Origin of the sequence: Tenacibaculum aestuarii, assembly GCF_964510395.1 — a bacterium.
GTDB lineage: Bacteria > Bacteroidota > Bacteroidia > Flavobacteriales > Flavobacteriaceae > Polaribacter > Polaribacter aestuarii.
In genome coordinates, this window is record NZ_CAZEFY010000001.1 from 694,155 (window position 1) to 714,274 (window position 20,120).

Below are 20,120 nucleotides of genomic sequence, written 5' to 3' on the forward strand. Positions count from 1 at the left end.
TAGTTGAATAAGAAAATATTTTTGCTTTTAGGCTGCAGATCGTAAGAAAGGAAATAAATTTGCCCCAGATAAAAAGAACATATTTATTATTAACCTTTAAAAAATATAAAATGGCTACAGTAGGAAAAAAATTTCCAAATTTAAGCGTAGATGCAATGAACGAAATGGGTGATACGTTTAAATTAAATGTATTAGAAGAAGCAGTAAAAAATAACAAAAAAGTATTATTGTTTTGGTATCCAAAAGATTTTACTTTTGTTTGTCCAACTGAATTACATGCTTTTCAAGCTGCGTTATCAGAATTTGAAAAAAGAAATACAATTGTAATTGGTGCGTCATGTGATACTCCTGAAGTACACTTTGCTTGGTTAAACCAATCTAAAGCTAACGGAGGAATCGAAGGTGTTACTTATCCATTATTAGCTGATAGTAACCGTAACTTATCATCTATCTTAGGAATTTTAGATATTACTAATGAAACTTATGATGAAGCTACAGGAACTGTACAAGTAGAAGGAGATAACGTAACATACAGAGCTACGTATTTAATTGATGAAGAAGGAACTGTATTCCACGAAGGAATCAACCATATGCCAGTAGGTCGTAACGTAAACGAGTACTTACGTTTAATCGATGCTTACACTCACGTGCAAGAAAAAGGTGAGGTTTGTCCTGCAAACTGGGAAGAAGGTAAAGAAGCTATGCAAGCAAACGCTAAAGCTACAGCAGAGTACTTAGCAGTAAACTAATATAACATTAAGAGAGGAAATAAGTTCGTGTGAGATAGGTGAAGGGGTCGAGCACGAGCTCCTTTCGAAATAAAATAATTTTTAAGACTATGGTACAAGAATTAAGTCAAGATAATTTATCAGAAGTTGTTGCAGGTAATAAAAAAGTAGTGGTACAATATTCTGCTACTTGGTGTGGTAACTGTCGTATTATGAAACCAAAATTTAAGAAGTTAGCTTCTGAAAATGAAGATGTGGTTTTCATTATTGCAGATGCAGAACAGTTTCCTGAAAGTAGAAAACTTGCTGATGTAAGCAACTTACCAACATTTGCAACATTTGTAGATGGTAAGTTTGTAAACCAAACGCAAACGAATAAGTTTGAAGTGTTAAAAGATTTAGTAAACGAAGTAGCTTAATTATGAAATTACCAGTAATTAAACATTTAACTTCTTTTATTGAAGAAAATGATCAAGATTACGTACTAGAAACTATTGAAACTCTAGAGGCTTTAACAGAAGTTCCTTCTTTAAAGGATGAAGAGTTAGATGTAATAGGAGAATTAATCTCTAACATGTACGGAGCAATTGAAGTTGATAAAATGATTAAAGACGGAACACCAAAAAAAGAAGCGTTGAATAATTTTATGAAACGTGTTTTAGGTTCGATTGACCAATAGTTTTACTACGAAAGAAAATAAAAATCCCGAGCAATTTGCTTGGGATTTTGTTTTATATAAATCGTTGATTGTACCTTTTACCTAAATTCGTAGCATATTCAATTACATTTTTAACAATCTTTCTATCATCATTTTTACGCCAATTAATAAATAATTCTGTTTTTTCAGGAAGCGTAATAAAGCGAACACTTGAGTTTAATGAAAATTGAAAAGAGTAAGGTAGTATCGAAATTCCTAAGTCTCTAGAAACTAAGTTTAATATCATGCTTCCAAAATCAGACTCAATATGTGTTTGTGGTTCAAAACCGTAAGTGTTAAAAATAGTACGAAGTAATGAAGAAAAGTAAGTAGTATGATGTAAGCCAGAAAGAATAAATTTTTCATCTTTTGCATCTCTTAAATCTACAAAATTTTCAGCGGTTAACCAGTGTTTTTTTGGAACTACAAGACAAACAGGTTCTGCATATAATCTTTCAGAGAGAATTGAAGTGTTTAAAACTTCATTTCTACTAAAAGCAACATCTATTTGGTAGCTTGTTAGTAAGTTTTCAAGGGTAATGTCGGTAGGCTCCATAAGTTCAACCTTTAAGTCAGGTTTTTCTTCAGAAAATATCCTAAGTAATTCGGGTAAATAGTTGTAGGAAATAGAACCAGGATAAGCAATACTAATAAGCCCAGAAGAACCTTCTTCAATTTTTTTTGCATGTTGAAGTGTGCGTTCAAACTCATCTAATAAATCTTCCCACTTTTTTTTAAGGAAAATACCTGCATCGGTTAACTTTACGTTTCTTTTATCGCGTTCAAATAAAGTGACGCCCAATTCTTCTTCTAACGATTGAATTTGTCTACTCAATGATGATTGTGAGACATATACCTTTTCCGCAGTTTTCCAAAAATGTAGTTCTTCAGCTAGTACTAAAAAATATCGAATTTGTTGTAAAGTCATTTTAATGCGGTTTTTGCATTAATCAATCAAAAATAAGTATTTTTTAATAAAAGGAACTGCCGTTGTTTTGCATAAAAAACATTGATATTCATTTTTTAAATTAAAGGAGATGGGAATTGAGAATTATATCGCATTTTTTACAGCAACTATTCTTTTTGTACTAACACCAGGAATGGAAACAATTTTTTTGCTTAACAAATCAATAAGTCAAGGAAGGAAATCTGGAATTTATACTAACTTAGGTTTAAATACAGGGTCTCTAGTGCATACGTTGTTTGGAGCATTAGGGTTGTCAATCATTGTAGCAAAATCAGCAATACTATTTGCGTTGATAAAATATTTAGGGGCCGCCTATTTAATTTATTTAGGGGTGACAAAAGTGTTTTCAAAAAAAGAATTAATACAAGAAGGTGTTGAAGTACAAAAGAAAAATTCAGCAAAAAAAGATTTTAAATCAGGATTTATAACAAATATATTAAATCCGAAAGTTGCATTATTCTTTATCGCATTTTTTCCACAGTTTATAAGCCCAGATAAAATAGAAAGCCCAATTCCTTTTATTTTTATGGGTGTTTCTTATACAATAATGAATACTGTTTGGTATTTGTTTTTAGTATCGTTTGCAGGAGTATTTTCGAGAAAAGTAAGAGAAAACCAAAAAATAGGTATTCGAATGAATAAAATATCAGGAGCAGTATTTGTTTTAATGGGATTGCAAATAGCGTTTATGTAAAAGTTAAAAACCGGTAAGATTTATAAATCCTTACCGGTTTAAATTTGGTTAATAAATTTATTTTTTGGGAGTGTAGCTAAGGTCTGGTCGCATTCTTCCTGAAATTTCAGAGTAGTTAGAAAGTAAACTGTATAGATGGTCAAATTTAAGTTTAAAATCGTTACCTAATAAGTTTCTGTTTTCTTCACTTTTTTGAGCATAATCCAATCCATCTTTTGCAGATATAACTACAACAAAACGGTCCCCTACTTGACCAAAACCACTTTCATAAACACGATAGTGCATTTTAGATTTTTTATCAACGAAAAGATCTTTAATCTCTTTCATTTTTTCTTTAAACTCACTTTTGTTTTTTGCAGATACATCCATAAAAAACCATTTTCGGTAATCTAACCCTTCTTGAGTAATGGTAAGACCATCTGGCATATAAGAAAGTTCATTGTTAAGAATAATTACATAACTACCATGATTATCATAACATTGATTGAATTTTTCAAAATAGCTTCCAAACTTTTCTTTTCCTACTTTTTTAGCTAAATCTTCCATTGGGTTTTTATCTAAATCAGCAAAGTTTTTAAGAGAAGTAATTATTAAGAATTTACCATCATTCATTTGAGCAACCTTCCAAGGTTCTGGAAAGTTGTTTTCTTTGCATAACGTTATAAATTCTTTAGAAACAGCTACATAATCACCTTGTTTAGATGGAAGTACTTGATCTTCATGAATTAAAAAAGTTTGATTTTGGGCTAAACTAGAGTTTGAAAATATAAACCCTAAGATAAAAAGTAGTAAAATTGAAGAAGAGGTGTGCTTTAAGTTGAAAATTGTTGTTTTCATAATAAGTGGTGTTTAGTTATTTAAGTTGATATTACTCAAAGCTAAGCTTGAAGTTTTTTGGAGGTGTTAGTAGTAACCTTATATAAAGATTGTTTAAATAAACTTATAGCCTTATGATATAAGTTCTAGATATACGCAGATGTTGAGAAGTATTAATTATGATTGCTCTTAAAAAAATAGAGAGCGAAACTGCGTTCAGGAGGGGAATCAATGTGTGATCACAGAGTGGGTTTTACACTAAAAAAAGTGTTGAACACAAAGGTAGTTTTTTAAATTTGGGAAAGCACTAAGGTTTTTTCTTGTTTATTCTTCGTTTTTTTCCTCGTTAGCCTTTTTAATAATTGCTTTTAAACGCTCTTTAGTGCGTTGTTTTTCTAGGCGAAGTTTATTCTCCTTTTGTTTCATTAAGCGCGTATGTTTCGCTTTGTTAACGGTGTTTTTAGCTTTTCCTTTTTTAGGCATTTTAAGGATTGATTTTCCAGATTTTATCTGCAGTTTTTAAATATTCAGACAAAGCAGCTGAACCATACCAGTTGTATAAATCTACTGCTAAATATTTTTCAGCAATAGCAGGATCTGTTTTTATTAGTTCTTGAGCTTCTTCTAAGGTTTTTACATTAAAAATAAAAAGACCTCGATAAGCGTTTTCATTCTTGCCAAAAGGTCCAGCAACAATAAGTTTATTTTCTTTAACTAACCTATTAATATTGTCTAAATGTCCCCTAAAAGCTTTACTTTTTAGTTCTTTATCAGTTGAGGTATTAGTGCCTGTTTTTAAGACAGCAAATACATAACTTTTCATTCCGTAGTCGTCTGCACCCAATTCTTTTGCAAGTTTTGCATCATAGTTAGGATTGTTTTTTTGAGCATGTATTGTGATAGACAATAAGGCTATTATGAGTATAAAAAAAGGCTTCATGTTGTGTAAGGTTTTTTGAATTATAAAATTACACGTTTTTTACGAATTGTTAATAAACCAAGGAAAGTTAAAGCTCCGTTTAAGATCAACACAAAGAAACCAAAGTCAAATCCCATTTTTTCTTTGCTGTAAAAACTAATTACATACGTTAAAACAGGAGCAATTAAACAAATAATTGGAACTAATTTGTCTTTTACATTTAGTTTGGTAAATAATCCGAAGGCATATAATCCTAATAGTGGACCATAGGTATAACCTGCAAATTGGAATATTTTAGCAATAACACTTTCATCAGCAATAAAATATTTAAAAATTAAAATGGTAGCCACTAAAATGAAGGAAAATAATACGTGGATTTTCTTTCGTGTTTTTTCTTGTTCTTGCTCATTATCTTTTTTGTCGATTTCTAAAATATCGATACTAAAAGAAGTAGTTAGTGAAGTTAAAGCACTATCGGCACTAGAGTATGCTGCGGCAATCAATCCTAATAAAAAGAATAGGGCTGTGGCTACTCCTAAATCACCACTCATGGCTATTGTTGGAAATAGTTCATCTTTATGTGCGTTTATTTCATTAGCAGTAGCATAATCGGTTAACAATACACCTAGAGCTAAGAAGAAAAAGTTTACAATTACCAATACGATAGTAAACCAAAACATGTTTTTCTGAGCATCTTTTAAGTTACGACAGGTTAAGTTTTTTTGCATCATATCTTGATCTAACCCCGTCATTACTATAGAAATGAAAGCTCCTGAAAAGAATTGCTTCCAAAAGTAATTTCCAGCTTTTACATCGTCAAAAAAGAAGGTTTTTGATAGATCATTATCAGCGACATAGGAAAATAGATTCTCGATTTGCATTTCATCTTTTATCATCACAATGCATACACCAACAGCAATCAGCATGAATAAAGTTTGTAAGGTGTCTGTCCATACAATAGTTTTTATTCCCCCTTTAAACGTATATAACCAAATTAATAAAATCGTAATGGTAACGGTAATCCAAAACGGAACTCCATAGGCATCAAACAAAATTAATTGTAACACGTTGGCAACTAAAAATAATCGGAAGGAAGCACCAATCGTTCTAGAAAGTAAGAAAAATGAAGCTCCTGTTTTATAAGAATATCTACCAAAACGACCTTCTAAATAAGTGTAAATTGAAGTTAGATTTAATTTGTAGTAAAGTGGGAGTAGTACTAAGCCAATCACGGCATATCCTAATACATACCCAAGTACCATTTGCATATAGCTCATTTTATCACCTTCAATCCATCCAGGAACAGAGATAAAAGTAACTCCCGAAAGCGAAGCGCCAATCATACCGAAGGCAACTAAATACCATGGTGATGAGTTGTTTGCTTTAAAAAATGTTTGATTATTTGCTGATTTTCCAGTGATGTATGAAATAAGGATTAATACACCAAAATAAGCTAAAATAAGGAGGAGTATATGTAGTGGTTGCATGTAGTTAAATTATGAATTACGAATGTACTAAAATTATCATTCGTAATTCATAATTTAGATTATCTAAGAAAGTTCAATAACCACTTCTTCGGTTTTTCTACGAACTTTTTTTAAGTCTTTCATATAATCGTCTTCAGCTCTAAAACCAACAGGTAAAACTAAAACCGAATTTAAGTTTAGCTTATTTAAACCTAAAATTTCATCATATTTTACTGGGTTAAAACCTTCCATAGGGCAACTGTCAATCTTTTCGTTTGCAGCTACGGTCATAAGATTTCCTAAAGCGATATAGGCTTGATTTTTCATCCAAGAGGTAAGAATTTCTTTGGGTTTGTTAGCAATGTCATTTACTAAAAATTCTTTAAACGGATTTAAAATTTCGTCTGGGGTGTTTCTTATGTCCTTTACTAATTTAAAGTAGCTTTCAACGTGTTCAGAAGTCAATTCTTTAGGGATACAAAGTACTAACAAATGCGAAGCTTGCACAACCTGAAGTTGGTTCCAAGAATGTGCTACTAATTGTTGCTGTAAATCTTTGTTTTTTACCACAACCATTTTTACAGGTTGTAATCCATATGAAGTTGCAGTTAAGTTAAAAGCTTCTTTTAAAATATTGATTTGCTCTTCAGAAAGAAATTTATGTTCGTCAAATTTTTTAACAGCATAACGCCATTGTAAATTTTCTATACTATTCATGTGGTTTAATTTTCTTATTAGGCAAAAATAGTTGAATAGGACATTGTTATAAAATACTTTGGATAATAAAAATTGATGATGCCATAAAAATATTTTGTAAATTCATGGAGAAAAAGGAAGCTTATGAAAGAAGAGTTTTTACACTTTCTGTGGAAATACAAGCTATTCAGCGCAACATATTTAAAATCGATTAAAGGAGAGCCTGTTGAGATTGTTAATTCAGGAGTTTATAATACCAATACCGGTCCTGATTTTTTAAATGCACAATTAAAAATTGATGGTCAGTTATGGATTGGAAATGTAGAAATTCATTTAAAATCATCTGATTGGTATGCGCATCATCATGAAAAAGATACAAATTATGATGCGATAATTTTACATGTGGTGTGGTGTTATGATGCTGATGTTTTTATGAAAAACAATCTTCCTTTGCCTACTTTAGAACTGGAAAAGTTTGTTCAAAAAGAAGTATTGGTAAATTATCAGAAATTATTTTCAAAAGAACAGTGTTGGATTCCCTGTGAAAAACAAATAGCAGAAGTAGATTCTTTTTTGTTGAATAATTGGTTAGAGCGTTTATATTTTGAACGATTAGAAAACAAAGCTGTTTTTATCAAAGAATTGTTGGCGAAATCAAATAATGATTATGAAGCTGTATTATTCAAACTACTCGCCAAAAACTTTGGATTAAAAGTTAATGGAGAAGCTTTTTTTGATATGTCTAATTCTTTTGACTTTTCTGTATTGCGAAAGGTTCGGTTTCAGGAAGAGCAACTGTCAGCTTTATTATTTGGGCAATCAGGATTTTTAGAAGGCGAGGTTGAAGATGGTTATTATACACAACTACAAAATGAGTATAAATACTTGCAGCATAAATATCAGTTACAGCCTTTAACAAAAAACCGATTTCAATTTTTTAGAATGCGACCGAACAACTTTCCAACGATTCGAATAGCTCAGTTGGTTGCTTTGTATTTCAGACACCAACATTTATTTTCTCAAATAGTAGAAGTCTCTCGCTTACAAGATTTTTATATGTTGTTCTCGGTGGAGGTAAATGATTTTTGGAAAATACATTATACGCTTGAAACCACTTCAAAAAAATCACCTAAAAGACTTACAAAGTCGTTTATTGATTTACTTGTCATCAATACGATAATACCTTTGAAGTTTGTGTATGAACAAGAAAGGAGAGCAGTAAATGAAGAGCAATTATTGCAATTAATGCAGCAATTAAAACCAGAGAAAAATTCTGTTATTAGTAAGTTTTCTGAATTAAAAATTGAAGCAAAAAATGCTTTTGAAACACAAGCTTTGTTAGAGTTAAAAAACAACTATTGCGCAAAGCAAAAGTGTTTACAATGCGCAATAGGAAACTATCTAATTAAATTTTAAATTATTGTATTTTTTGGCTCTTGAAGGGTATACCCTTGACCTTTAACAATAACTTCTTTATCCCCAATATTAGTTTCGAAAATTAAGGTATTCTCAAAATCTCCTAGTTGTAGAGGTTTAAATCCTAGAGAAAAAGTATAATCTTCATTAGGTTTAAGAGTAATATCCTCCTCCACACTCATAATGGAGTTTGAGTAAAAGTAGTTTTCTGATTTAAACTGAAAGCCAGAAATAATTAAATTACTGTTTCCAGTATTTTTAATTTTAAGTTCTTTAGCAACAGCATAGTTTTTAGCTGTTTTTCCAAAATCTAATGGGTTTTCACTTGCTTCAAAAACTGGTTTTTCAATAATTTCATTCTCGTCTTTATTACAAGAAATTGTTAAGATTGATACTAATACTAAGATGATGATTTTTCTCATTTTTTAAATTGTTTTTTAGCAAAAGTAACATGACAATTAAAATTGTAGTTCACCCTTTTTGGGTGATATTTTATAAAAAAAGCGCATTGAGGTTGTCAATGCGCTTTGGGCTATTATTATATGTGTTTTGTTTAGTACAAACTCTTAAATTTCACAGGATTTGCTTCGTGCATAATTTCGTATACCTTTTCAAAAATATCTTCAGCAGATGGTTTAGAGAAGTAATCTCCATCTGTACCATAAGCAGGTCTGTGTGCTTTTGCTGTCAACGTTTGAGGTTTGCTATCTAAATGTTTGTAACCATTTTGGTTTTCAACAATTTCTTGTAATAAATATGCTGAAGCTCCTCCAGGAACATCTTCGTCAACTACTAACAAACGATTTGTTTTAGCAACCGATTTTACCGTATCGTGATTGATATCAAAAGGTAATAAGCTTTGTGCATCTACAATTTCTACATCAATACCAACTTGAGCTAAATCTTTAGCAGCTTCTTCCACAATTCGTAAGGTAGAACCATAAGAAACAATGGTGATATCACTTCCTTCTTTGATGGTTTCCACAACCCCAATAGGAGTTTTAAAACCTCCTAAGTTGGTTGGTAATTCTTCTTTTAAACGATATCCGTTTAAACATTCTACTACTAAAGCAGGATCGTCACCTTCTAATAAGGTATTATAGAATCCAGCAGCTTTGGTCATGTTACGAGGAACCAATACGTGAATACCTCTTACGTTATTGATAATTCCTCCCATTGGAGAACCTGAGTGCCAAATTCCTTCTAAACGATGTCCGCGAGTACGAACGATTAAAGGTGCTTTTTGTTTACCAAACGTACGGTAACGAAGCGTAGCTAAATCGTCACTCATAATTTGTAAGGCGTACAATAAATAGTCTAAATATTGAATCTCAGCAATCGGACGTAATCCACGCATTGCCATACCAATACCTTGACCTAAGATAGTAGCTTCACGAATTCCGGTGTCAGAAACACGTAATTCACCAAATTTTTCTTGTAAACCTTCCAATCCTTGATTTACATCACCAATATAACCAGCATCCTCTCCAAAGATTAATACCTCAGGATGTTTTGCTAAAATTGCATCAAAATTATCACGCATAATAATACGTGCATCTACCATATTTGTTTCTGAAGCGTAGGTTGGTGCTTCAGCTGGAACATTTTCAGTTGCTAATTCGGTTTCACTTAATAAGTGCGCCGAATATTTTACAGAAGCTTTATCAATCGAAGCTTTGATAAAGTTTTTAAGAGCTGTTTTTTCAGCAAAATCTTCATCTCTTAAGTAACGTAACGTTTTACGTGCCGCTACTAAGATATCTTTTCGTATTGGTTCAGCAATTGCTGCTAAATCGTTTTTATATTTTGTAATAAAGGAACCATTGTTGCTTTTTTGAGCGACAGTATCTAGTAAAGTAACAGCTTCTACAACTTCGTTTTTTATTTCGTCGGTGTAAGCACTCCAAGCATCACGTTTCGCTTTGCTAACTTCTTTTTTAGCGTCTTTTTCAATATTGATTAAATCCTCTTCTGAATCAATAAATTTTAACGTTTCACCATCTTCATTTTCCAATTCAAACTCTAAAATCCACTTACGCATTTGGGCAATACAGTCAAACTCTTGCTCCCATTGTAAACGATCAGTCGACTTGTAACGTTCGTGTGAACCAGAAGTTGAGTGTCCTTGTGGTTGTGTTAATTCTTTTACATGAATTAATACAGGAATATGTTGCTCTCTTGCAATTTGAGAAGCTTTATTGTAGGTATCGACTAATTGAACATAATCCCATCCATTCACTACAAAGATTTCGTATCCGTTGCTTTCATTTTCGCGTTGGAAACCTTTTAAGATTTCTGAAATACTTTCTTTAGTTGTTTGATGACGCGCATGTACTGAAATTCCGTACTCATCATCCCAAACATTCATTATCATTGGAACTTGTAGAACACCAGCAGCATTTATTGTTTCAAAGAACAATCCTTCACTAGTACTAGCATTACCAATAGTACCCCAAGCAACTTCGTTACCATTTATTGAAAAATTAGTGTGTTTTTCTAAACCTTCAACATTTCTGTAAATTTTAGATGCTTGTGCTAATCCTAACAAACGAGGCATTTGACCTGCAGTAGGAGAGATGTCAGATGATGAATTTTTTTGAGCTGTTAAGTTTTTCCAATCTCCATTTTCATCTAAGGAATGGGTTGCAAAATGCCCTCCCATTTGACGACCTGCTGACATCGGCTCAACATCAATATCAGTATGAGCATATAAACCAGCAAAAAATTGTTGTGGAGTTAACTCTCCAATAGCCATCATAAAGGTTTGATCTCGGTAATAACCCGAACGAAAATCTCCATTTTGAAAGGCTTTAGCCATAGCTAATTGAGGTACTTCTTTACCATCACCGAAAATCCCAAATTTTGCTTTACCTGTTAAAACTTCTCTACGTCCTAGTAAACTACATTCTCGACTAATACGAGCTATTCTATAATCGTTTAAAACTTCGTTTTTAAAATCTTTAAAAGAAAGCTGTTGAGTATTAACTATTTCGGTATTTTGCGTCATAATCATCTAATTTAGGTATGGTTACAAAGATAGTTTTTTTAGTTGAAATTTAAAAATTTCTATTTTCATTGCATATTTTTCAAAAAAACAACGAAAATTAAAGAATTATTGAAGTATCTATAATACGCCTCTTCTAATAAAGTTATAAATCTGATCAATATCAGTCGTGATGATAAACCTAATTTTTGAAGGGTAGGCTTCTTTGGTAACTTCAAATCCTTCGTTTGTGTATACAGGAAGGTAGAATTCAAAAATATCAGGAAGGAAGTTTAAACGAATTCCGTTTTCATAAAAAAACTTTGGAGAAGTACTTTTGTTTTTTAACATGGCTACATCATTGTAAACTTCAGCCCATTTCCATATGCTTATGCTAGTGTTTAGAGAAGTAATGAGTTGGTTGGCGAAATAAGGTTGTTTAAAGTTAGATTTAAATCCACCTTGCCCAACTACAAACTGCTGACTAAAAATACCTTCATTTTCAGAACGTCCAAATAAATTTTGTTCAAACAAATAATCATTTCCTCGGTTTAACCCAAAGCTAAAATAATCTCCTTCGGTGTTATTTGATATAAAAAGTCCACCAAAAAATCGAATTTCATAACTTTCATCCGCAGTGAAAAATTTTCTGTAACGAATATCTGTTGATATTTTATTAAAACTTGAGTTTATCTCTGCATTAGCAGCAAAACGAATTCTTTTTATAGCATCAAATTTATTATTAATGTAGCGTACATTAAAGATATTGTATTTGTCTTGGTCACCTTGAGTTTGGTTTTGGGCAACTTCTTTATTTACACTAACCAGACGAACCATTAAAAATTCAGATCCAATATCGCGAAGTGTATTTCGTCTAAATTGAAAGTTGACAAAAGGGCTTAAGGTATTGTAGCCTAACTCAGGAGCGTAATGAAAGTTACTACCACCAATTCCGTAACGTATTTTATATAAGTCGGGGCTTTTAAGAAAATGATTGTAGGCAACAACGAATGAACCTGTTAAATTTTGACTCTTTGTACTGTAGTTTGGAGTGATGCTGAATTCAAAATTTCTATTAACAATTGATCTGTTATTAATATTAACCCCAAGTATTAATCCGTCATATAAATTGTATTTAAAATCGGGATAATAAAATAGTTGATTGTAATAAGGGTTTTCAAAATCTTTGAAAAAACGAAATTGAAGCGGTTTATTAATAAGGTTGTTATTTACATTTCTAAAATTATCTAATGAATTAAATTCAGGGTAGATGTTTTCATAGTTTAATGCAAGCTTTTTAAAATCACCTCTTTTAATTTTTACGGTTTTGGTTGAATCAACATCGGTTACCCAAGTTTTAAATTTAATGTTTTTCTTTTGAACTCCATACAAAGCCACAGGAGCGCTGAAATCACTTTTATTTTTGATAGTTACGTATAAAGAATCTTTGTTTTTAGAAAAAGCAACCTTATTTATTTTATAATCTATTTTTTTGTCAGTAGTAATATAATCTCCAAAGAACCACTGTAAATCTTTAGAGGTGTTTTTTTGAAGAATATTAGAGAAATCACTACTATTTGAAGGTTTAAGTTGATGTTTTATATAGAACTCTTTTACAGATTTTTTTAGAATACTGTCTCCAACAAAGTTTTGAAGATATTTAAACCCAAGTCCTGCTTTATATTTACTAACTACCTTTCTATTGAAGTTAGAAAGCGAATCGCTAGCAGTTGTTAGTGGTTGATCGTAAAATTTATGAGAGCTAAATTGATAAACAAGCGCATATTTATCATTTTGCTTTAATTGAGAAATATTATAAGATTTAATAGGCCAGTAGTTAGAGTATTTACCTAAAATAGTAATATCAGGATAATATTTCTTAACGTATTCCATCATCAAAAAGGTTTGTAATCCATCAGTTAACCAATAATCTTTTCGGGTGTTTTGAATAATAACATCATCAAAATATTTTTGAACTATAGCTTTGAAAAATCCTGTTTCCCATCTAAAGTTGTTAGGAAATGGTTTTAGCCATTTCGGAAGACCATAAATTTCATGTAAAGAGTTTTTACTTACTGTACGTCCATCAACAAGAATTTCAGGGTGAGGATGTTTTCCTATAAAGTTTTCAATAAATTGTATTTGTCTCTCTATAATTTTAGTAGTTTCCTTGTTGGAGATACTTTTTAAATAAGAATCAGTTTTTATTTCTTTACCCTTTATCTTGAAGGACTTGAATGTTTTAATAGAATCGATATGTAGTATGATGTCTTTCTTGTTGCCTCCAACTAAGTAATAATTGGTGGAATCTTTTTGTTCAGTTTTGTATTGATATAAGTTGCTTTCAACAAAGTAATTTTTAGGAACTACAATAGAAATATTGTAGTTCGAAAGATCTTCATATAAATCATCTAAGTTTATATTACTCATGAGGTGCCAGTCACCATCAAAAACAGCAGGAGTGATATACCAAAAGCGTAAATGATATCCAGTTTTTGTTTTTCCGTACCCTGTGTATTTAGCATTAGGGATTTTTATAAAATATGAAGTGTTTATAACTAAACTATCATTAGGGTGTAGTTCTTCATTAAGATTAACTTTAACAATATCATGATACTTCTTTTTCTCTTTGTAAGTAACTCGTTTATTGTTAATAGTTAAGTTTTTTATATAGCTAAAACCTTTGTCTTTATCTTTAGAGAAATAAAAATCATTTTTATAATCTTCAATAAAACGTTTAGCTAAAGGAGTTTTATTATTAAGAAAGCTATTTCCCCAGTTGTGTAAGTATAATTCAGATATCCTTGAAGCAGAAGTGTTAAAATAAACTGTTTTTTGTTGAATGTGAAGAAGGTCATTATCCACATCAAGAACAGCGTTAATATCAACTATGTTATTTTGTGCCGTTATATTGAAACAGCATAAAGATATTATACATACAAAAAGGAGTGTTTTTTTTTTCAAGATTAAATAAAAAAAGCTCGATGTGAATTCAACGAGCTTTAAAGATAATTATTTTTAGAAATTAGGTTTCAATTGATATTTAGCGTAGAATTTATTGAAGTGTTCTACGGCTTCGTCAGCAGTATCAACGACTCTAAATAGATTAAGGTCTTTTTCACTGATGTTACCTTCTTCTATTAAAGTATTTTTAATCCAGTCTAACAAGCCTCCCCAGAACTTCTTACCAACTAAAACAATAGGGAAACGACCGATTTTGTTGGTTTGAATCAATGTAATTGCTTCAAAAAGCTCATCCATGGTACCAAAACCACCTGGCATAACCACAAAACCTTGTGAGTATTTTACAAACATAACTTTACGAACAAAGAAGTAATCGAAATTTAGGTTTTTGTCTCGATCAATCCAAGGATTATCGTGTTGTTCGAAAGGAAGGTCTATGTTTAATCCAACTGAGGTTCCTTTACCTCGGTGAGCTCCTTTATTACCTGCTTCCATAATACCTGGTCCACCACCAGTAATAACACCAAAACCACTTTGTGTTAGTTTATAAGAAACTTCCTCAGCTAATTTATAGTAAGGGTCGTCAGTTTTTGTACGGGCGGAACCAAAAATAGATACACAAGGACCTATTTTACTTAGTTTTTCATAGCCATCAACAAACTCAGACATAATTTTAAAAATTGCCCAAGAATCGTTTGTTTTTATTTCGTTCCAAGTTTTTTGTTGTAGTTTTTCTCTAATTTTTCTGTCATCATTCGGAGTCATAATTCTTCTACTTTTATATTAAATAACAAATTGAACTGCTAAAATCTGATTTTTAGCAAGCCTGCTAATTTAGTGTTTTTTTTTAAAAAAGCCTCCTTAAAGGAGGCTTTGTAAAGCTATAAAGAATCAATTACAGATTTGTTAAGGACAAGTACATCTCCACTTATTAGTAAAGGCATCTAACCCCCAAAAACAACCCGCAGCATCGCATTCTTCTTTAGTTCTATATGAGCCACCATTTATTTCCTTTTGGTTAACTTTATTTAAAATTTTCCCTAAGTTTAAGATTGATTTTTTCATGATTAAAAATTAAAAACATTTAATAATCCTTGATCATTTAAAGACACTCAAGGTTTGTGTCTATTCTTCGCGAAAAGGTTAATTACTTAATAAGTTTTTCGTATTCAAGTAATAAAAAAACTGCCATGAAGACAGCTAAGCGTTTTTAAGAAGGTATTGTTCCTTCAAAGCAATCACTATGTATGAGTACACAATTGATAGCTCCAGGGTAATTTTGAATCTGATCACAGCTTAAACAACCAGGAACAGGACCGAAGCATAGATTGTGATCTCTGTAATAATCACATACGTTTCCACCATTAATTTGTTTTTGATTAGCTTTATCTAGGACTTTACCTAAGCTTAAAATTGATCTTTTCATATTTAAAAATTTAGAGGGTTATTAATTACAAGTTTAGTACCAAAAACATCCAAATCTATCACATCTGCCAGCATCGCAAAAAATACCCCAAGAAGTATTTTCACAACATTTACTTCCTTCTTGATAGCAAAAGCCATTTGAACCTCCGTTAATTTGTTTTTGGTTAGCTTTATTTAAAGCTTTACCTAAGTTTAAGATTGATTTTTTCATGATTAAAAAAATAAAATTAATTAATCCTTGAACAGTTTAAAGACACTCAAGGTTTGTGTCTATTCTTCGCGAGAGAATTTTTATTTGATTATATTTTTAAGTTGATAGAAAAAACGTTCTATCAAGCGTAAATCTTCAGTTACTATATCTGCAGCTCCTTTCATTTCTTGTCTAAAGGGAATTGTTTTATTATATGTAGTTTCTAAATTTTGAGGCAATTCTACATCTACAAGGTAGTTGCCTTTTTCATTAGGAATTAGAGAGATAGATTTTACTTTTCCGTTCAATTCACCAAATTCATCTGAAGGGTAGTTTAATAGTTTTATTTGAACTTTCTGACCTTTCTTAATTTTACCAGAGTTAGCGGCAGGTGCTTCTATTTTACCTATAAAAGAGTTCTCTTTGCGAGGAATAATGGTGAATATTAAATCTCCTGTATTTACAGTTTGGTTTTTGTTCCAAAAAGAGAGAAATGATACTTTTCCATCTATCGAAGAAGTAAGTGCATATTGTTTTTCCCAGTCTTTAATAGCTTTTTTTAAGTATAAGAAAGATTGAATAGCTTTCTTTTTTAATCGAGTATCTTGTTGTGTTTTTTTTATAGAAGTTCCCTCTAAATTTTTAGCAGAATTGTTGATTAATTCACGTATTTGTGAAATCGAAGATTCAAGGGTTTTGTATGATCGTTTGGCTTGTAAATATTCTATTTCTTTTTGGTCTTTTTCTTTAGCAGAAATAACTCCTTGACCAAACATTTTTCTACTGCGTTCTAAGTCTTTCTCTTTAAACTCTAGTTCTTTTAAGTTTAGTTCTTTTTGTGATAATAAAATTTGTAGTCTACCTTTTGCTTCTATAACAGACATTTGGTTTGCGAAATTTTCAGATTTAAATGGAGTTAACTTTTCATTTAAAACATATTCAGAGTAGTCGTTTTCAAATTGTGAGTAGCTAGATGTTATGTCGCCTAAAATTAGTGGAGGGACTTTGTCAACAGGGAAAAAGAATTTTTGTTGATTCATTTCAATAGTATCAACAATACTCTTTAATAGTAAAACATCTTTATAAGAAGCACTGTTTTCAATTATAGCTAAAACATCACCTTCAGAAACACTTTTACCTTCACTAGTTAAAAAAGTTTCAAATTGACCTGTTGATTTTGCATAAATTTTTTCAGGCGGAGTAGAGGTGGTAACCATTACTTCAGTTGAAATAACATCAGGGTATTTTACAAACCATGAAATGAATAATAGCATAATGATAAGTCCAAGAAGTAAAGTGTTACCCCAACGAATCATCCAGTTAGGTACATGAGTTAAAATTTCTTGAACTTCTTCGCTTCTAATTTCTATGTCTTGAGAACTGTTTGGCATTAATATTTTAGTTTTTAAAGGAGAGGGAGCATCCAATCCCTCTCCAGAGAATATGATATATCTTTCCTTTGTAATTAGGAGTTAATCACAAGGTCTTGAAGGGATACTAGTGTTTGTCACACATCTTCCTTCTTCATCCCAATAGCAGTTACATGTACATCCACCAACTTCCATAGGGCAAAGAACAATTTGTCCGCCATTAACTTGTTGCTGCTCCGTTTTATTTAGAGCTTTGCCTAAGGTTACAATTATTTTTTTCATTTTTTTAAATTTATTAAGTTTAATAAGAAGAAATTTCTATTTATTATAGTAATCTCTTTTAGAATTTATATTATGAATTATAGTGGCTCGCAAGGTTCAGAACAGATACCAGTACTATAATTGCATTCTCCACAACAAGGAAATCCATTTATCCAGCATTTTGCTCCACCATTAATTTGTTTTTGTTCCACTTTGTTTAAAGCTTTACCTAAATTCAAAATTGATTTTTTCATGATTAAAAATTTAATATTTATTAATCCTTGACCATTTAAAGACATTCAAGGTTTATGTCTATTCTTCGCGAAATGAATATTTTATTTACCTAAGTCTAGTTGATTTTTAACTAAATGGTAATAACTTCCTTTTAATTTAATTAGTTCTTGGTGGCTTCCTTTTTCAATAATTTTTCCTTTTTCAAGTACCACTATTTGATGTGCGTTTTTTACGGTGCTTAATCGGTGTGCAATTACCACCGCAGTTTTGTTAGCAAAGAACTCGTTAAGTTTTCCCATAATAACCTTTTCGTTGTTGGCATCTAATGCACTAGTAGCTTCATCAAAGAATAAGAATTTTGGGTTTTTATAAACAGATCGTGCAATTAATAATCGTTGTTTTTGACCAGTACTCAACCCGTTACCTTCACTACCAATTTTTGTGTTGTATCCTAAAGGTAGGCCTTCAATATAGTCTCCAATATTTGCTACATCGATTGCGTGAGCTAATTTTTCTTTATCAACATAATCTTCACCTACAGCTATATTTTTAGCTATAGAATCATTAAAAATGTATCCTTCTTGCATTACAACACCGCAGTTTCTTCTCCATTCTTTTTGAGAAATGTTTTTTAAATTGAAGTTGTTTATCATAATGTCTCCTTGGTCAACTTGGTAAAAACCAAGGAGTAATTTCATTAATGTGGTTTTTCCGCTTCCACTAACTCCAACTATTGCAGTTGTTTTATTTGCAGGAATTTCAAGAGATAAATCTTTTAAAACAGGTTCTAAACCACCTGTATATCTGAATGAAATATTGTTTAATTTTATAGATGCATTTTCAGGAATAACCGTTACTTTTTCATCACTAGGTTTTTCTTCATCTTCCATATTGTGAATTTCACCTAATCTGTCTAGAGAAATTTGAGCATCTTGTATGTCCCTCATAAAATTAATCAACTGAGTAATAGGGCCGTTTAATTGTCCAACGATATAGCTAATAGCCATCATCATACCTAGTGTGATTTGTCCATCTATTACTAGTTTAGCAGAAAGTATGGTAATGAACATATTTTTAAGTTCATTGATGAAATTTGAACCTACACTTTGTGTTTGTTCAAGGGCAAGACTTTTGGTAGCTACTTTAAATAAACGAGCTTGCACATATTCCCAGTTCCAGCGCATACGTCTTTCTGCATTGTGAAGCTTTATTTCTTGCATTCCATTGATAAGTTCAATAACTTTACTTTGTTCCTGGCTTACTTGAGAAAAACGTTTGTAGTCAAGTTCTTTTCTTTTCTTGAAAAAGAATAATACCCATCCAAAATATAGTACGCTTCCCAATACAAAAACTCCAAAAATTTGTAAGCTATAATACCCTAAAACTAAGCTGAAAATTATAAGGTTGAAAAATGAAAAAAGTACGGTTAAAGAAGAGGTGGTTAAAATTCGTTCAATACGTTTATGATCGTTGATTCTTTGTAATAAATCTCCTGTCATTCTTACATCGAAATAGGAGATAGGCAACTTCATTAACTTGATAAAAAAGTCTGAAATTAAAGATATATTGATTCGAGTACTAAGGTGTAGTAAAATCCAGCTACGAATAATTTCTAAAGAAGCTTTTCCAATAAAAAGAAATAGCTGTGCAAATAAGATTAGGTATACAAAGTTTAAGTCTTGGTTTTTAATACCTACATCAACTACACTTTGAGTTAAAAATGGTAAGATTAGTTGTAGTAAACTACCAGCAAGAAGCCCAATAATTAATTGAACTATAAATTTTTTGTATTTGATTAAGTATTTAAAGATGAATGAGAACCCAAATTTTTCATCTTCTTCAAATTCTTCTTGATAAAACTTAGGAGTAGGTTCTACCAACAAAGCAATTCCTTCTTCTGTGTTTTCATCAGCGTTATTTCCAATCCAATGCTGAATGAATTCTTCTTTTGTGAAGGTAATTAATCCATGTGCAGGGTCGGAAATATAAACAGTATCCTTTTTTATTTTATAAAGAACGACATAGTGGTTTTTGTTCCAGTGAACAATACAAGGAAATGGAGCTTCTTTAAGTTTGTTGAAAGCTAATTTTATACCTAAAGACTTAAACCCAATAGATTCAACAGCTTCACTAAGACCTAACAAGCTACTACCTTCACGTGTTGTTTCACTTAGGTTTCTTAATTGTTGAGTGTTAATTGTCTTACCATAGTGTTTAGCTATGATTTTTATACAAGTAGGTCCGCAATCTTTTGCTTCAGTTTGTTTGTAATTAGGGAATTTTTTCAAGTTCAG

The 20,120-nt window shown here is 31.2% G+C and carries 22 protein-coding genes; 5 read left to right on the forward strand and 17 right to left on the reverse strand.

What is annotated here, in order from left to right; all coding sequences use genetic code 11:
- The first annotated feature begins 110 nt into the window (after positions 1-110).
- The 3 genes from ACKTSU_RS03325 (at position 111) to ACKTSU_RS03335 (ending at position 1,407) form a co-directional block, all read left to right on the forward strand.
- Complete coding sequence (locus tag ACKTSU_RS03325) at positions 111-749, forward strand: peroxiredoxin (RefSeq protein ID WP_408034941.1); 639 nt, start codon at positions 111-113, stop codon at positions 747-749.
- An 89-nt stretch (positions 750-838) separates the two neighbouring features.
- Complete coding sequence (locus tag ACKTSU_RS03330; RefSeq protein WP_028892838.1) at positions 839-1,147, forward strand: thioredoxin family protein; 309 nt, start codon at positions 839-841, stop codon at positions 1,145-1,147.
- Positions 1,148-1,149: 2 nt separating this feature from the next.
- Positions 1,150-1,407, forward strand: a complete 258-nt coding sequence (locus ACKTSU_RS03335) for a DUF6952 family protein (protein ID WP_028892839.1) — start codon at positions 1,150-1,152, stop codon at positions 1,405-1,407.
- 52 nt (positions 1,408-1,459) lie between these two features.
- Here ACKTSU_RS03335 and ACKTSU_RS03340 read toward each other — a convergent pair whose 3' ends face one another.
- On the reverse strand, positions 1,460-2,353 hold the full coding sequence (locus ACKTSU_RS03340; RefSeq protein ID WP_408034942.1) for a LysR family transcriptional regulator: 894 nt from the start codon (positions 2,351-2,353) through the stop codon (positions 1,460-1,462).
- A 109-nt stretch (positions 2,354-2,462) separates the two neighbouring features.
- On the opposite strand from ACKTSU_RS03340, the gene ACKTSU_RS03345 reads away from it, so the two are divergent.
- Entirely contained in the window at positions 2,463-3,086 is a 624-nt protein-coding gene (locus ACKTSU_RS03345; protein ID WP_408034943.1) for a LysE family translocator, read from the forward strand.
- A gap of 57 nt (positions 3,087-3,143) precedes the next feature.
- On the opposite strand, the gene ACKTSU_RS03350 is transcribed toward ACKTSU_RS03345, so the two are convergent.
- The 5 genes from ACKTSU_RS03350 to ACKTSU_RS03370 form a co-directional block, all read right to left on the reverse strand.
- On the reverse strand, positions 3,144-3,923 hold the full coding sequence (locus ACKTSU_RS03350) for a hypothetical protein (RefSeq protein ID WP_408034944.1): 780 nt from the start codon (positions 3,921-3,923) through the stop codon (positions 3,144-3,146).
- Between the two features lie 303 nt (positions 3,924-4,226).
- The gene (locus ACKTSU_RS03355) at positions 4,227-4,385 is read right to left on the reverse strand and encodes a hypothetical protein (RefSeq protein WP_274633599.1); all 159 of its coding nucleotides are present in this window, start codon (positions 4,383-4,385) and stop codon (positions 4,227-4,229) included.
- Position 4,386: 1 nt separating this feature from the next.
- Positions 4,387-4,842 (reverse strand): YciI family protein, encoded by a 456-nt coding sequence (locus ACKTSU_RS03360; protein WP_408034945.1) that lies wholly within the window; start codon positions 4,840-4,842, stop codon positions 4,387-4,389.
- Between the two features lie 20 nt (positions 4,843-4,862).
- Positions 4,863-6,308 carry a sodium:solute symporter gene (locus ACKTSU_RS03365; RefSeq protein ID WP_408034946.1) on the reverse strand — a complete coding sequence of 482 codons (1,446 nt, stop codon included), beginning with the start codon at positions 6,306-6,308 and terminating at the stop codon, positions 4,863-4,865.
- Between the two features lie 63 nt (positions 6,309-6,371).
- Positions 6,372-7,004 (reverse strand): NAD(P)H-dependent oxidoreductase, encoded by a 633-nt coding sequence (locus tag ACKTSU_RS03370; RefSeq protein WP_408034947.1) that lies wholly within the window; start codon positions 7,002-7,004, stop codon positions 6,372-6,374.
- Between the two features lie 123 nt (positions 7,005-7,127).
- Between ACKTSU_RS03370 and ACKTSU_RS03375 the strand changes: the two genes are divergently transcribed.
- A complete protein-coding gene (locus ACKTSU_RS03375) occupies positions 7,128-8,399 on the forward strand; it encodes a DUF2851 family protein (protein ID WP_408034948.1) in 1,272 nt (423 codons plus the stop codon).
- Here ACKTSU_RS03375 and ACKTSU_RS03380 read toward each other — a convergent pair.
- The 11 genes from ACKTSU_RS03380 to ACKTSU_RS03430 all read right to left on the reverse strand — a co-directional run bounded on the left by ACKTSU_RS03380 (position 8,396) and on the right by ACKTSU_RS03430 (position 20,114).
- Positions 8,396-8,821, reverse strand: a complete 426-nt coding sequence (locus tag ACKTSU_RS03380) for an Ig-like domain-containing protein (protein ID WP_408034949.1) — start codon at positions 8,819-8,821, stop codon at positions 8,396-8,398. The genes ACKTSU_RS03375 and ACKTSU_RS03380 overlap by 4 nt on opposite strands.
- A 131-nt stretch (positions 8,822-8,952) precedes the next feature.
- Positions 8,953-11,406, reverse strand: a complete 2,454-nt coding sequence (locus ACKTSU_RS03385; RefSeq protein ID WP_408034950.1) for an alpha-ketoacid dehydrogenase subunit alpha/beta — start codon at positions 11,404-11,406, stop codon at positions 8,953-8,955.
- A 117-nt stretch (positions 11,407-11,523) separates the two neighbouring features.
- Positions 11,524-14,247 carry a gluzincin family metallopeptidase gene (locus ACKTSU_RS03390; protein ID WP_408034951.1) on the reverse strand — a complete coding sequence of 908 codons (2,724 nt, stop codon included), beginning with the start codon at positions 14,245-14,247 and terminating at the stop codon, positions 11,524-11,526.
- A 153-nt stretch (positions 14,248-14,400) separates the two neighbouring features.
- Positions 14,401-15,111 (reverse strand): LOG family protein, encoded by a 711-nt coding sequence (locus ACKTSU_RS03395; RefSeq protein WP_408034952.1) that lies wholly within the window; start codon positions 15,109-15,111, stop codon positions 14,401-14,403.
- A gap of 141 nt (positions 15,112-15,252) precedes the next feature.
- Positions 15,253-15,411 carry a hypothetical protein gene (locus tag ACKTSU_RS03400; RefSeq protein WP_408034953.1) on the reverse strand — a complete coding sequence of 53 codons (159 nt, stop codon included), beginning with the start codon at positions 15,409-15,411 and terminating at the stop codon, positions 15,253-15,255.
- A gap of 145 nt (positions 15,412-15,556) precedes the next feature.
- The gene (locus ACKTSU_RS03405; RefSeq protein WP_408034954.1) at positions 15,557-15,772 is read right to left on the reverse strand and encodes a hypothetical protein; all 216 of its coding nucleotides are present in this window, start codon (positions 15,770-15,772) and stop codon (positions 15,557-15,559) included.
- Between the two features lie 33 nt (positions 15,773-15,805).
- Positions 15,806-15,982 carry a hypothetical protein gene (locus tag ACKTSU_RS03410; protein ID WP_408034955.1) on the reverse strand — a complete coding sequence of 59 codons (177 nt, stop codon included), beginning with the start codon at positions 15,980-15,982 and terminating at the stop codon, positions 15,806-15,808.
- Positions 15,983-16,062: 80 nt separating this feature from the next.
- Complete coding sequence (locus ACKTSU_RS03415; protein ID WP_408034956.1) at positions 16,063-17,352, reverse strand: HlyD family secretion protein; 1,290 nt, start codon at positions 17,350-17,352, stop codon at positions 16,063-16,065.
- Positions 17,353-17,433: 81 nt separating this feature from the next.
- The gene (locus tag ACKTSU_RS03420) at positions 17,434-17,613 is read right to left on the reverse strand and encodes a hypothetical protein (protein ID WP_408034957.1); all 180 of its coding nucleotides are present in this window, start codon (positions 17,611-17,613) and stop codon (positions 17,434-17,436) included.
- A gap of 77 nt (positions 17,614-17,690) precedes the next feature.
- On the reverse strand, positions 17,691-17,846 hold the full coding sequence (locus ACKTSU_RS03425; protein ID WP_408034958.1) for a hypothetical protein: 156 nt from the start codon (positions 17,844-17,846) through the stop codon (positions 17,691-17,693).
- An 81-nt stretch (positions 17,847-17,927) separates the two neighbouring features.
- Complete coding sequence (locus tag ACKTSU_RS03430; protein ID WP_408034959.1) at positions 17,928-20,114, reverse strand: peptidase domain-containing ABC transporter; 2,187 nt, start codon at positions 20,112-20,114, stop codon at positions 17,928-17,930.
- Positions 20,115-20,120 lie beyond the last annotated feature (6 nt).